This window comes from Streptomyces tendae, assembly GCF_014650435.1.
GTDB lineage: Bacteria > Actinomycetota > Actinomycetes > Streptomycetales > Streptomycetaceae > Streptomyces > Streptomyces tendae.
In genome coordinates, this window is record NZ_BMUY01000003.1 from 715,236 (window position 1) to 727,955 (window position 12,720).

Below are 12,720 nucleotides of genomic sequence, written 5' to 3' on the forward strand. Positions count from 1 at the left end.
CCCCGCCGTGCCCCGCTTCAGCGTCATCGTCCCCTGCTTCAAGGTGCAGGGTTTCCTGCGCGAGTGCCTCGACTCGGTCCTGGACCAGTCCTTCCGGGACATCGAGGTGATCGCCGTCGACGACTGCTCCCCGGACGGTTCGGGGGCGATCCTGGACGAGTACGCGGCCCGCGACGAGCGGGTGCGGGTGCTGCACCTGGAGGAGAACGTCGGCCTCGGCCGGGCCCGCAACGCCGGGATGCCGCACGCCACCGGCGACTACCTCTTCTTCCTCGACAGCGACGACACCCTCACCCCGGGCGCCCTGCGCGCCATGGCCGACCGGCTCGCGGAGACGGACGATCCGGACGTGCTGGTCTTCGACTACGCGCGCACCTACTGGTGGGGCGGCACCCGGCGCAACGTCCTGGCCCGGGTGCTCGCGGAGGCCGGCGACGGCACCTTCACCGCCGCCGGGCACCCCGAGATCCTCGACCTGCTGATGGTGGTGTGGAACAAGGTCTACCGGCGCGACTTCGTCGAACGGGAAGGCTTCACCTTCCCGCCCGGCTACTACGAGGACACGCCCTGGACCTTCCCGGTCATGTTCAGCGCGGAGCGGATCGCCGCCCTGGACCGGATCTGCCTGAACTACCGCCAGCGCCGCCAGGGCAACATCCTGTCCACCACCAGCCGCAAGCACTTCGACGTCCACGCGCAGTACGAGCGGGTCTTCGCCTTCCTGGGCGACCGCCCCGAACTGGCGGCCAGGTGGCGGTCGTTCCTGCACGCCAAGATGGGCGAGCACTGCCTGGACATCCTCTCCAAGCCGGACCGGCTGCCGCCGTCCGACCGGGCGGAGTTCTTCCACCGCACCGCCGAGATGTTCCGCGCGTACCGGCCGGAAGGTGCGTCGGTCCCGGCCGAACTGCGGGTGCTGGAGGGGTCGTACGCCGCCTACCGGGTGCGCCGGCAGTCGGGGAGGGCGGCGCGGGAGGCGGAGCGCCGGACCCGGCAGGCGCGGAGCGCGGTCGCGGGCCGGGCCCGCCGGGTCGCCGCCGTGCTCCCCCGCCGCGCCGTGGACCCCGGCCTCGTCGTGTACTCGGCGTTCTCCCACCGGGGCGTGCTCGGCGACCCCGCCGCGATCCACCGCGCGGCCCGGGAGCACGCCCCGCACCTGCGCGGGGTGTGGGTGGTGCGGGACGAGGAGTGCGCGGCGGACCCCGCGCTGCTGCCGCCGGGCACCGAGCACGTGGTCCTGGGCAGTGCCGCCTACCGCCGGGTGACCGAGCGGGCGGCGTTCCTCGTCAACAACGTCAACTGGCCCGGCACGGTGGCCAAGCGGGACGGCAGCGTCCACATCCACACCCACCAGGGCACCCCGCTCAAGTACATGGGCGTCGACCTGCTGGGCAGGCCCGGCGCCCGGCACGGCCTGGACGTGCCGCAGATGCTGCGCCGGGCCGACCGCTGGGACCACAGCCTGGTCGCGGGCCGGTACGCGGAGCGGATCTGGGAACGGGCCTACCCCTGCCACTTCACCTCCGCGCGCACCGGCAGCCCGCGCAACGACGTCCTGGTCAACGCCGGTCCCGAGGACGGCCGCCGGGTCCGCGAGCGGCTCGGCGTCCCCGAGGACCACACCGTCGCGCTGTACGCGCCGACCCGCCGCGAGTACCGGCGCGGGGGGCTCGTCGAACGCCTCGACGTGGCCCGGCTCGCCGCCGACCTCGGCGAGGGCCACACCCTGGTGGTGCGGCTGCACCCGTCCCTCGCCACCGGCCCGGCGCGCGGCCTCGGCCTCGCGGAGCTGCACCGGCGGGGCGTGGTGGTCGACGCGACGGACGAACCGCACGTGGAGGACCTGATGCTCGCCTCCGACCTGCTGATCACCGACTACTCCGCCCTGATGTTCGACTACGCCCTGCTGGACCGGCCGATCCTGGTCCACGCCGACGACTGGGGCCCGTACACGGCGACCCGCGGCACGTACTTCGACATCACCGAGGAGGCACCCGGGCACGTCTCGCGCTCCTACCGGGAGCTGGCGTGGCTGCTGGCGTCCGGGGCGTGGCGGGACGAGGAGGCGGCGCGGCTGCGAGCGTCCTTCCGGGCCCGGTACTGCGAGTACGAGGACGGGAGGGCGGCCGAGCGGGTGGTGCGGACGCTGCTGCTCGGCGAGCCGATGCCCGCGCCGGAGCCGTCCGGCGTTCCCGGTGCCCGCGCCGTCCCGGCCGGACGCGACCTGCTGCCCTCCACATGAGACCCGGCAGCCGGGTGGGCGGCCGGGGCGCCGGCGTCGGGGTGCTGGTCCTGGCCGCCGTGTTCGCCGTGCTCCAGCTGGCGAACGTCACCGGCCGGGACACGCCCGACACCAGGAACTACCTGTCGTACGCGCTGAGTCTGACCGGTGAGAGCAAGCGCGCGGCGGCGACGGCCACCATCGACTACGTGTGCGCGAGCCGGGCGGAGCGGGCCCGCCGGGACCAGAGCGTGCACGTGGTCCGCTTCCACCGCCCCGACCCCACCGCCGAGGTGCTGGCCGAATGCCGGAAGCAGGAGTGGGCGGCGGTCCGGCCGCGGCTGGCGGCCGGGCAGACCGGCGGGCACACGGTGCCGTACATGTCGGAGCGCTTCATGGCGATCTTCGAGGCGCGGCCGGGCTATCCGGCGTTCCTGGTGCCGTTCGTCCTGGCCTTCGGGGTGACCTGGGGCCTGTGGACGGCGGGGGTCGTGATCGCGGGCGCGGGCGGCGTCCTGGTCTTCCTGATCCTGCGGACCCTGTCCGTGCCGGTGCCGCTCGCGCTGGCCGGGCAGGCGCTGTACTACGTGCTGCCGTGCGGGACGACCGCGATGCGCCCGATGACCGAGGGCCTGCTGATGGCGCTGACCCTGGCGGCGGTCTGGGGCTGCGCACTCGTGCTGCGGACGGGGCGGAACCGGGCCGGCCTGGCGGTGGTCGCCGGCTCACTGATCGCCCTGTTCACGGTCAAGCACTCCCAGGCGCTGTTCCTCGGCCTGTGCCTGGCGGCGGCCGGCGGGGCGATCGCCCTGCGCCGGTACCGGCGGCGGCGTCGGCGGCTGCGGGGCCGGGGCGGTCCGGCCTCCCTGGACGTGCTGGCGCTCGCGGCCGTGGGCCTGGCCGGTGCGGTCGCGACCCTGCTGCTGGCGCGGCTGCTGCACTACCCGTCCGAGGCGGACAGCCTCCAGGACCTGCTCACCGACCACTTCAACCGCCCCGACCGGAAGCATCCGTGGCCGGAGTTCTGGCAGTTGCAGGGCAATTTCTGGGTGGAGTGGCTGCGCAGGCAGGCGTGGCAGCCGCTGTTCGCGGCGGCGCTGGCCGCCGGGGCGTGGGGTGCACTGCGGCGCGGGGGCGCGGTCGGCGGCTTCCTGGTCGCGGCGGCGTGCACCGGGATCCTCACCCAGGCCGGGCACCCGGACATCAACATCTGGGGCGAACGGCTGATCGTGCTGGCGTGGCTGCTGCCGGTGGTGGGGGTGCCGCTGCTGCTGGCGCCGGTGGTGCGGGGCGGCCGGGTGCCGCTGCCGGCGCAGGGACAGCCGGACCGGGCGGGCGCGGTCGGCTGAGCATCCGCTACCCGGGTGACTTGGGCCGCTGAGCGATTGACGGGGGCGACCCCACCGGGAACATACGCCAAATGTCCCGAATGCCCCATACTCCCGCTGCTTCGTGAGCGCCGGCGTCCTCGTCCGACGTCCGGTGCGCGGCGCGACGGCGCTGCGCGGCGGACGCGTCTGGCGCCCCAGCCCGTACCAGGCCGCCGGCTTCCTCTTCTTCCTCGTGATGACGCTGGCGTACTGGGCGGTGCCGCTGTGCTGCGACGCCGGTCAGCACGCGGCCGTCGTCGAGCGCCTGAAGGAGAACCTCCTCCACCCCCGGCATCCGATGGCCGACCTGCCGGGTGCGGGCAGCGCGTACTACTCGCCGTACGCGGTGGCCGAGGGCGCGTTCGCCCGGCTGACCGGGCTGGGCGGCTGGGAGGTGGTGCGGCTCGCCGGGCCGCTGAACCTGCTGGTGCTGCTGACCGGCCTGAACCGCTTCGTGCGGGTGCTGACCCCGCGGCCGTGGGCGCCGGTGCTCGCGCTGGGCGCGATGACGCTGCTGTGGGGCACCGAGCGGGCCTGGTGGAGCGGGTACCTCGGGCTGATGTCGATGACGGGCAACCTCGGCTACCCGTCGACGTTCGCGATCGGACTCACCTTCTGGGCCTGGGCACTGACCGGCGCACGGGCGCGGGACACGCGGCGGGTGCGGTACGTGGGGCCGAGCGGACAGCGCGGCCTGCCCGGATACGCGGGGCTCGGCGTCCTCTACGCCCTGGTCCTCCTCGTCCACCCGATCACCTCGGTGGCGGCGGTGCTCGGCGCGGTGGCGCTGGTGGCCGGATGGCAGCGCGGGTGGCGTGGGCCGGTCGTGGGACGGTGGGCGCTGACGGGCGCCGTGGCGGTCGGGGCGGGGGCGCTGTGGCCGTACTTCGACGTGTTCGCGCTGGCCGGCGACGGCAGCGTGGACGCGATGCACCGGGTCCTCTACCTCCACCTGCCCGGGGAGTTCTGGCTGGCCCTGCTGGGCCTGCCCGCCCTGTGGGCGCGCGGGCGGCGCTCGGCACGGGACCCGCTGGTGCTGATGTTCGCGCTGGACTGCGCGGCGGTGGCGTACGGCTGGTTCAGCGGGCACTACACCTACGGCCGGATCCTCGGGCTCGCGCTGGTGCCGTTGCAGTTCGCCCTGGCGGTGGAGCTGGCGGCGCCCCGGCCCTGGGGGCGGTGGCGGGCGGCGCTGGGCTGGACGGCGACCGCCGGGGCCCTGCTCGGCTTCCTCACGGTCCACGCGGGGGCGGTGCTGCCGCGCGCCCTGGACCCGGTGGGCTTCGAGCAGCCGCCCCAGTGGCCGGCGTACGCGTGGGCGGCCCGGCACATCGGCCCCGGCGAGGTCGTGATCACCGACGGCTACTACGCCGGGCACGCCATCGCCGGGTACGGGCCGAACCTCGCGGCGCCCGCCTGGCCGGACCCGTCGCTGGACGAGCGGGAGCGGCGGCGGCGGGTGGCCGACGTCGAGGCGTACCTCGCGCCGGACTCGACCCGCACCGAGCGCACCGCCGTCACCCGCCGCTACCACGTCCGCTGGCTGCTGCTGACCCGCTGGCACCCGGTGCCCGAGGAGGCGGTGGTGGTGGCGTGGAGCGAACGGACGGGGGAGGTGCTGGCGCGGGTCGGGTGAAGGCCCCCGGGGACTACTCGATGACGAGCTCGACCGGGATGTTGCCGCGGGTGGCGTTGGAGTAGGGGCAGACCTGGTGGGCCTGCTCGACCAGCTTGCGGCCGGTCTCCTCGTCGAGGCCCTCGGGCAGCTCGACCCGGAGCGTGACGGCGAGCGCGAAGCCCTCGCCCTGCTTGCCGATGCCGACCTCGGCGGTCACCGCGGCGTCGCTGACGTCGACCTTCGCCGCCCGGCCGACGACACCGAGGGCGCTGCCGAAACAGGCGGCGTACCCGGCGGCGAACAGCTGCTCGGGGTTGGTGCCCTCTCCGTTGCCGCCCATCTCGACGGGGACGCCGAGGGCGAGGTCGAGCCTGCCGTCGGAGCTGACGGTACGGCCGTCGCGGCCGTGGGTGGCGGTGGCGGCGGCGGTGTAGAGCGCGTCCATGGGAGAACCGTCCCTTTCAGGAGGGGCTGCGTGCTGACCTCCACAAGTAGAGCACTCAATCCAGTTGTGCGCAACTTAATTACACGCAACTAGATTGTGGACGAGGTCAGGTCGGCTACCCTGGAGCGCATGACCACGCCCGCAACCGACTGGCTCCGCCTGGACCAGCAGATCTGCTTCTCCCTGAACGCCGCGTCGCGCGCCTTCGGCGGCGTCTACCGCGTCGTCCTCAAGGATCTGGGGCTCACCTACTCGCAGTACCTGGTCCTGCTGGTGCTGTGGGAGCACGGCGAGCTGCCGGTGAAGAAGCTCGGCGAGCACCTGCGTCTCGACTCAGGCACGCTGTCGCCGCTGCTCAAGCGGCTGGAGGCGGCCGGTCTGGTCCGGCGTGAGCGCAGCGCGCGCGACGAGCGCTCGGTGGAGGTGCGGCTGACCGAGGAGGGCGTGGCGCTGCGCGAGCGGGCCGTCGAGGTGCCGCGCCGGATCTCCGCGGCGACCGGCCTGGACCTCGCCGAGGTCCAGGACCTGCGCGCCCGCCTCGACCGGCTCACGGCGGCGCTGGACGCGTACGGCACCGATCCGGCCCCGGGACCGTCCTGACGGGTGCGGGCGCCCGGCCGGCGCCGCGATGACGGATCATGGCTACCAAGGACCACTGAACGAAAGGGACGGCCGAATGACCTGGCTGATCACCGGCGGCGCCGGATACATCGGGGCGCACGTCGTACGGGCGATGACCGAAGCGGGCGAGAAGGCCGTGGTCTACGACGACCTGTCCACGGGGATCGCCGAGCGCGTGCCCGACGGCGTCCCCCTGGTGGTGGGCTCGGTCCTGGACGGCGAACGGGTCACGCGCGCCCTGGCCGACCACTCCGTCACCGGCGTGGTGCACCTGGCCGCCAAGAAGCAGGTCGGCGAGTCGGTGGACCTGCCGCTGCACTACTACCGGGAGAACGTGGAGGGGCTGCGCGTCCTGCTGGACGCGGTCACGAAGGCCGAGGTCCCGTCCTTCGTCTTCTCCTCCTCCGCCGCCGTGTACGGCATGCCCGACGTCGACCTGGTGACCGAGGAGACGCCCTGCGTGCCGATGTCGCCGTACGGCGAGACCAAGCTGGCCGGCGAGTGGCTGGTCCGGGCCACCGGCAAGGCCGCGGGGCTGGCCACGGCGTCCCTGCGCTACTTCAACGTGGCGGGCGCGGCGAGCCCGGAGCTGGCCGACACCGGCGTGTACAACCTGGTCCCGATGGTCTTCGAGAAGCTGACGGAGTCCGCCGCCCCCCGGATCTTCGGCGACGACTACGCGACGCCGGACGGCACCTGCGTGCGCGACTACATCCACGTCGTTGACCTGGCCGAGGCCCATGTGGCGGCGGCCCGCGCCCTGCAGTCCTCGCCGGGCCGTGCCCTCACGCTCAACATCGGCCGGGGCGAGGGCGTCTCCGTCCGCGAGATGATCGACCGCATCAACGCCCTCACCGGCTACGACCAGCCGCCGACCGTCACGCCCCGCCGCCCCGGCGACCCGGCCCGCGTCGTCGCCTCGGCCGACCGCGCCGCCGTCGAACTGGGCTGGAAGGCCAAGTACGACGTCGAGGACATGATCGCCTCGGCCTGGGCGGGCTGGGTCCGGCTCCACCCGGAGGCGGCGCGGGACTGACGCCCCCTGGGGGTGGGACGCAGAGCGTCGGCACCGGGTCGGTGGGGCCGGACGCCGGGCCGGCGAGGCAGGGCGCCGGGGCAGCGCGGCTGGGCGCCGAGTCGGTGAGGCCGGACGCCGGCCGGCGAGGCAGGGCAGGGGGCCCGGGTCGGCGGGGCTGGGCAGCGGGGCTCCGCGCCCGGCGCCGGGTCAGCGGGACTCGGAGACCTGCTCGCGCACCCACGCCGGATCGGGATTGGTGTACGTACGGCCCGCGACGAGCACCGTGGGCACGGTCTCGTCGCCGCCGTTGGCCTCCCGCACCAGCTCCGCCCCGGCCGGGTCCCGCCAGATGTCGACCCAGTGCAACCGCCGCGCCTTCCGCCCCAGCCGGATGCGCAGCCGCATGCAGTAGGCACACCCCGGCCGCCAGAAGACGACCGGCCGCCCGTCGACGGCACTGCGCCGCCGCGCCTCCGGCGCCCCGATCGACCTGGGGAACACCAGCGGCGAGGTCAGCCCGGCCAGCAGCACGAACACCAGCAGCAGCACGGCACCCGTCCCGGTGCGCCCCTGGACGAACGGCCCGGTCACGGCCCCCGCTCCGGCGATCAGCAGCAGCACCGGGCCCGACCACGCCCGCCTCATCGGGTCCGGTCCGACGTCCCCCGGCGCCCGGCTTCCCGAGCCGCGTGCTCGATCCGGTCCCGGTACGCCGCCCACCACGCGGCATCCCCTTCCGGCACCGCGACGTTGTCCTCGCGCATCCCCACGGCGCCGTCCGTCAACTCCCGGACGATGTCGGCGTGACCGGCGTGCCGCTGGGTGTCCGCGATCACGCGGATCACGGCGTGATGCAACGTCACCTCGTCCTTGCCCGCCGACCACCAGGGCACCTTGCCGACCGTGTCCAACGCCAGCGCGTCGATCGTCGCGTCCGCGTGGGCCCACGCCCGGCGATACACCCCGACGACGTACTCGCGCGACTCGTCGGCGGTGACCCACATGTCCGCGTCGGCCTCGGCGCCCTCCTCCATCCAGGGCAACCGCTCCCCCGACGACCGCCCGAAGACCTCGCCGAGATAGCCCAGCTCCACGGTGGCGGCATGCTTCACCAGCCCGAGCAGATTGGTACCGGTCGGCGTCGCCGGACGCCGTATGTCGTACTCCGAGAGCCCTTCGAGCTTCCAGAGCAGCGCGTCCCGCGCGGACTGGAGGTAGAAGCGGAGGGCGGCCTTGGGGTCTGTTGGGATCATGGGGCCAGTTTCCGCTCCCGTCCGGGGAACCGTCGATCACTTGAGTGATGTCGTCCAGGTGATCGGGTTTTTCGGAGGAGTTGACTCAGTGCGGATCTACTTGAGCGCGGACATGGAAGGCATTACGGGGCTCGTCGACGCCGACGACGTCCAGCCCAGTGGCCGGGATTACGAGCGCGGACGCCGGATGATGGCCGAGGACGTCAACGCGGCGATCAGAGGAGCCGTCGCCGCGGGCGCCACCCACGTCACCGTGAACGACGCACATGGCCCCATGCGCAACCTCCTGCCGGAGGCCCTGCACCCGGCCGCACAGCTCATCCGTGGCAAACCCAAGAACATGGGCATGCTCGACGGCCTCACGTCCGGCCACGACGCCGTGCTCTGCGTCGGTTACCACTCCAGGGCCGGCGAACTGGGTGTGCTGAGCCACAGTTTCATGGGACACGAGATCGAGGACATGTGGCTCGACGGCCGACCGGTGGGCGAGATCGGCCTGGCCCACGCGACCGCGGCCGCTCTCGGGGTTCCCGTGGCGGTCCTCACCGGCGACGACCGCGCCTGCGAGGAGATGACGGAGTGGGACCCCTCGGTCACCACTGTGGCCGTGAAGTACGCCCACGACCGTTTCGCCGCCGAACTGCGTCCCCCGGAGGAAGCACGCGCGGCGATCGAGGAGGCCGTTGCCACGGCTCTGGCCGGATCGAGGATCGCGGCGGCGAATCCGGACCCGGCCGTCCTGGCGGTCCGATGGCAGTCGGCTTCGGTGGCCTCGGTACTCCAAGGGATCCCGGGTGTCACCGCCCGGGACTCCCGCACGGTCCAGGCCCGGGGCCTCCTGCCCGGCCTGTACCGGCAGTTCGGCATCTGGATGCGGGTGGCGGCTTCCATGACCAACCAGCAACCGTACTGCTGACCGAGGTTCGATCACCGGGCTACCGTGTCGCCGAATCCCTGACGGGCCGGGGTGCGGACACCGGGAGTCGCGCGGGCGCCTACAGCGGTCGGACGAAGCGGGCCCGCCACTGCGGTGACGGGTCCGAGCCCAGGGCCGACCAGTACTCGCGGCCGCCGGTGATCCGCCCGCCCCGGACGGTCCACAGGGACACGGCCCGGTGGACGCCCATCGACTCGTGCGGGACCTCCACCTCCGAGACCACGGTCCCGCCCTCGGCCACGACGCGTATCACCTCGATCGACCAGCCTTCCGGATACTCCGCGTTGACGCTCACGAAGTCGGCGCGGCCCTCGATCCGCTCGGCGCTGACCGGCCACTCCACCACCAGGTCATCGGCGAGCAACGCACCGAGGCCCGCCCAGTCGCGGGCCTGCATGCGGGCCCAGAACTCCCGCACTATCGCAGCCGGTTCCACAGCTTCCAAAGGTTCCACGGACGGTGTGCGTGTCATGGGACGCAGCTTGCCAGGGGGCACTGACATTCGCGCTCCGGCCCTGCTCAGAGCGCCTTCAGGCCCTCCGCCGTGGCGCGGGCCAGCGATCCCAGGTAGCCCTTCGGCAGCTTCGGGCTGCGGACGACCACCGCGCGCCAGTACAGCGGGCCCGAGATCAGGTCGAGGGCCAGGTCGGTGTCGAGGGCGGGACCCAGTTCGCCGCGTTCGGTCGCCGCCGCGAGGATCCTGCTGGCGACGCCGTCCTGGCCCTCGCGCAGGGTCTTCTGCAGCGCCTCGGCGATGTCGGGGTTGCGGGCCGCCTCCGCCTGGAGGTCGGGGATGATCTGCGAGGCCACCGGGTGGCGCAGGGCGCGGGAGGTCACCTCGTACAGCAGCCGCAGGTCGCCCTCCAGGGAGCCGGTGTCCGGCGCGGGCAGGCCCTGCACGGCGAGGGCGGAGACGACGTCGAGCACCAGGTGCAGCTTGGAGCGCCAGCGCCGGTAGACGGCGGTCTTGCCGACGCCCGCGCGGCGCGCGATGCCCTCGATGGACATCCGGGCGTAGCCGACCGCCGCCAGTTCCTCGAAGACCGCCGCCCGGATGGCCTCCGTCACGTCCTCGCGGAGCACCGCCGCCCCCGCGGGGGCCCGGCGGCGCGGGCGCGGCGTCGGCTCGTCGGCGGCGGCGTTGGTCGTCATGCGGGCCAAGCATAGGGCGTCACGACGAAACGGTTGCGTTCCGGCGTCGCCACGCCCTACGCTCACGTTACGACGATACGGTGCCGTCCCGACGTAAGTGAACACACACGGTCACCCAGGTGAACGACGGGCGTCGCCCTCTCGCCCCCTCCCCCGAGCGAAAGCACCGGATGTGAGCCAGGTCCTCGACCCCCCACCCCCGACCCGGGCATCGGCCCAGGCCGCCCCAGCCACCGCACCCGGCCCCGCCGGAGCCGACCACGACCTCGCGGCGCTCGCCGCCCGGCACGGGCTGTCGGTCAGCGGTGCCCGCCCCTCCCTGCCCCAGTACGTCCGCCAGCTGTGGGCGCGCCGGCACTTCATCGGCGCCTTCTCCACCGCGAAGCTGACCGCCCAGTACAGCCAGGCCAAGCTGGGCCAGGTCTGGCAGGTGATGACGCCCCTGCTCAACGCGGCGGTGTACTACTTCATCTTCGGCATGCTGATGAACACCAGCCGCGGCGTGGAGGACTTCGTCCCGTTCCTGGTCACCGGCGTGTTCGTGTGGACGTTCACGCAGAGCTCGATCATGGCGGGCACCCGGGCCATCTCCGGCAACCTCGGCCTCGTGCGCGCCCTGCACTTCCCGCGGGCGGCGCTGCCGGTGTCGTTCTGCCTCCAGCAGCTCCAGCAACTGCTGTTCTCGATGGCCGCGCTCCTCGTGATCCTGCTGGCCTTCGGTGTGCCGCCCGCTCCGTCCTGGGTGCTCGCGGTCCCGGCGCTGGTGCTGCAGTTCCTGTTCAACGCGGGCGTGGCCATGGTCATGGCCCGGGTGGGGTCGAAGATCCCCGACATGGCGCAGCTGATGCCGTTCCTGCTGCGCACCTGGATGTACGCCTCGGGCGTCATGTTCAGCATCCACCACATGACCGGCCCGGACAGCGGCCTGCCGTCCTGGGTGGGCACCGCCCTCCAGCTCAACCCCGCCGTCGTCTACATCGACCTGATGCGCTTCGCGCTGATCGACAGCTTCGCCGGGAGCCAGCTGCCGCCCCACGTGTGGGCGCTCGCGGTGGGCTGGGCCCTGGTCGCCGGGATCGGCGGCTTCATCTACTTCTGGAAGGCCGAGGAGACGTACGGTCGTGGCTGACACCCCCGCTGACAACACACCCGCCGGCAACGCCCCCGCCGAGCGCGTGCCCACCGTCGTCGCCGACGGCGTCGACATCGTCTACCGGGTCAACGGCACCGGGGCCGGCCGCGGCTCCGCGACCGCCGCCCTCAACCGCATCCTGCGTCGCAAGAAGACCGAGAAGGCCGCGGGCGTGCGCCGGGTGCACGCCGTGAAGAACGTGTCCTTCGTGGCGTACCGCGGCGAGGCCATCGGCCTGATAGGGACCAACGGTTCGGGCAAGTCGACGCTGCTCAAGGCCGTCGCCGGCCTGCTCCCGGTGGAGAGGGGCCGGATCTACACCGACGGGCAGCCCTCCCTGCTCGGCGTCAACGCCGCCCTGATGAACGACCTCACCGGCGAGCGCAACGTGTACCTCGGCGGCCTGGCGATGGGCATGTCCCGCACGCAGGTCAAGGAGCGGTACCAGGAGATCGTCGACTTCTCGGGGATCAACGACAAGGGCGACTTCATCACCCTGCCCATGCGCACGTACTCCTCCGGCATGGCCGCCCGCCTGCGGTTCTCCATCGCCGCCGCCAAGGACCACGACGTCCTCCTCGTCGACGAGGCCCTGGCCACCGGCGACCGCTCCTTCCAGAAGCGGTCCGAGGAACGCATCCGGGAGCTGCGCGAGCACGCCGGCACGGTGTTCCTGGTCAGCCACAGCAACAAGTCCATCCGCGACACCTGCGACCGGGTGCTGTGGCTGGAGCGCGGCGAGCTGCGCATGGACGGGCCGACGGAGGAGGTCCTGAAGGAGTACGAGAAGTTCACCGGCGGACCGGCGGCGAAACCCAAGGCGGCTCCCAAGGCAGCGACCAAGGCAGCCCCCAAGCCCGCCCCCAAGGCCGAGGCGGTCGCCTGAGCGCCCCGTCCCCCGGAAGGCGTACTCACCGCCCTCCCGATTAATCCTTTTGCCCGAATGATGTCAC

13 protein-coding genes are annotated in these 12,720 nt (G+C 73.1%); 8 read left to right on the plus strand and 5 right to left on the minus strand.

Translation table 11 applies throughout. The features are described 5' to 3' along the window. Window positions 1-7 precede the first annotated feature (7 nt). The 3 genes from IE258_RS11935 (at window position 8) to IE258_RS11945 (ending at window position 5,227) form a co-directional block, all read left to right on the plus strand. The gene (locus IE258_RS11935) at window positions 8-2,242 is read left to right on the plus strand and encodes a bifunctional glycosyltransferase/CDP-glycerol:glycerophosphate glycerophosphotransferase (RefSeq protein WP_189742548.1); all 2,235 of its coding nucleotides are present in this window, start codon (window positions 8-10) and stop codon (window positions 2,240-2,242) included. After that, window positions 2,239-3,570, plus strand: coding sequence for a hypothetical protein (locus IE258_RS11940; RefSeq protein WP_189742550.1), 1,332 nt, complete (start codon window positions 2,239-2,241; stop codon window positions 3,568-3,570). Before IE258_RS11935 ends, IE258_RS11940 begins: the two co-directional genes overlap by 4 nt. A gap of 103 nt (window positions 3,571-3,673) precedes the next feature. Beyond that, window positions 3,674-5,227 (plus strand): hypothetical protein, encoded by a 1,554-nt coding sequence (locus tag IE258_RS11945; RefSeq protein ID WP_189742552.1) that lies wholly within the window; start codon window positions 3,674-3,676, stop codon window positions 5,225-5,227. 13 nt (window positions 5,228-5,240) lie between these two features. Here IE258_RS11945 and IE258_RS11950 read toward each other — a convergent pair whose 3' ends face one another. Continuing rightward, the gene (locus IE258_RS11950; RefSeq protein WP_189742554.1) at window positions 5,241-5,654 is read right to left on the minus strand and encodes an organic hydroperoxide resistance protein; all 414 of its coding nucleotides are present in this window, start codon (window positions 5,652-5,654) and stop codon (window positions 5,241-5,243) included. Between the two features lie 129 nt (window positions 5,655-5,783). Between IE258_RS11950 and IE258_RS11955 the strand changes: the two genes are divergently transcribed. Both IE258_RS11955 and galE read left to right on the plus strand, forming a co-directional pair. Then, window positions 5,784-6,254, plus strand: a complete 471-nt coding sequence (locus tag IE258_RS11955) for a MarR family winged helix-turn-helix transcriptional regulator (RefSeq protein WP_189742556.1) — start codon at window positions 5,784-5,786, stop codon at window positions 6,252-6,254. A 76-nt stretch (window positions 6,255-6,330) separates the two neighbouring features. Then, window positions 6,331-7,311, plus strand: coding sequence for a UDP-glucose 4-epimerase GalE (gene galE / locus IE258_RS11960; protein ID WP_159329917.1), 981 nt, complete (start codon window positions 6,331-6,333; stop codon window positions 7,309-7,311). Between the two features lie 189 nt (window positions 7,312-7,500). On the opposite strand, the gene IE258_RS11965 is transcribed toward galE, so the two are convergent. Then, on the minus strand, window positions 7,501-7,938 hold the full coding sequence (locus IE258_RS11965; RefSeq protein ID WP_189742558.1) for a glutaredoxin domain-containing protein: 438 nt from the start codon (window positions 7,936-7,938) through the stop codon (window positions 7,501-7,503). Next, complete coding sequence (locus tag IE258_RS11970; RefSeq protein WP_189742560.1) at window positions 7,935-8,546, minus strand: DinB family protein; 612 nt, start codon at window positions 8,544-8,546, stop codon at window positions 7,935-7,937. The genes IE258_RS11965 and IE258_RS11970 overlap by 4 nt, the downstream gene beginning before the upstream one ends. Window positions 8,547-8,634: 88 nt before the next feature. Here IE258_RS11970 and IE258_RS11975 point away from each other — a divergent pair, with 88 nt between their 5' ends. Beyond that, the gene (locus IE258_RS11975; protein WP_189742562.1) at window positions 8,635-9,462 is read left to right on the plus strand and encodes a M55 family metallopeptidase; all 828 of its coding nucleotides are present in this window, start codon (window positions 8,635-8,637) and stop codon (window positions 9,460-9,462) included. Window positions 9,463-9,541: 79 nt separating this feature from the next. Here the strand turns inward: IE258_RS11975 and IE258_RS11980 are convergent, their stop codons facing one another. After that, entirely contained in the window at window positions 9,542-9,955 is a 414-nt protein-coding gene (locus IE258_RS11980) for a nuclear transport factor 2 family protein (protein WP_308434158.1), read from the minus strand. 47 nt (window positions 9,956-10,002) lie between these two features. Beyond that, on the minus strand, window positions 10,003-10,635 hold the full coding sequence (locus IE258_RS11985) for a TetR/AcrR family transcriptional regulator (protein WP_189742564.1): 633 nt from the start codon (window positions 10,633-10,635) through the stop codon (window positions 10,003-10,005). Between the two features lie 172 nt (window positions 10,636-10,807). Between IE258_RS11985 and IE258_RS11990 the strand changes: the two genes are divergently transcribed. Together IE258_RS11990 and IE258_RS11995 are read left to right on the plus strand one after the other, a co-directional pair. After that, window positions 10,808-11,764 (plus strand): ABC transporter permease, encoded by a 957-nt coding sequence (locus IE258_RS11990; RefSeq protein WP_189742565.1) that lies wholly within the window; start codon window positions 10,808-10,810, stop codon window positions 11,762-11,764. Beyond that, complete coding sequence (locus IE258_RS11995; protein WP_189742567.1) at window positions 11,757-12,653, plus strand: ABC transporter ATP-binding protein; 897 nt, start codon at window positions 11,757-11,759, stop codon at window positions 12,651-12,653. Before IE258_RS11990 ends, IE258_RS11995 begins: the two co-directional genes overlap by 8 nt. Window positions 12,654-12,720: the final 67 nt, after the last annotated feature.

Coding starts and splice junctions, on each gene's coding strand:
- IE258_RS11940 (WP_189742550.1), top strand. CDS start 2,239: ATGAGACCCGGCAGCCGGGTGGGCGGCCGGGGCGCCGGCGTCGGGGTG.
- IE258_RS11950 (WP_189742554.1), bottom strand. CDS start 5,654: ATGGACGCGCTCTACACCGCCGCCGCCACCGCCACCCACGGCCGCGAC.
- IE258_RS11955 (WP_189742556.1), top strand. CDS start 5,784: ATGACCACGCCCGCAACCGACTGGCTCCGCCTGGACCAGCAGATCTGC.
- galE (WP_159329917.1), top strand. CDS start 6,331: ATGACCTGGCTGATCACCGGCGGCGCCGGATACATCGGGGCGCACGTC.
- IE258_RS11965 (WP_189742558.1), bottom strand. CDS start 7,938: ATGAGGCGGGCGTGGTCGGGCCCGGTGCTGCTGCTGATCGCCGGAGCG.
- IE258_RS11970 (WP_189742560.1), bottom strand. CDS start 8,546: ATGATCCCAACAGACCCCAAGGCCGCCCTCCGCTTCTACCTCCAGTCC.
- IE258_RS11980 (WP_308434158.1), bottom strand. CDS start 9,955: ATGACACGCACACCGTCCGTGGAACCTTTGGAAGCTGTGGAACCGGCT.
- IE258_RS11985 (WP_189742564.1), bottom strand. CDS start 10,635: ATGACGACCAACGCCGCCGCCGACGAGCCGACGCCGCGCCCGCGCCGC.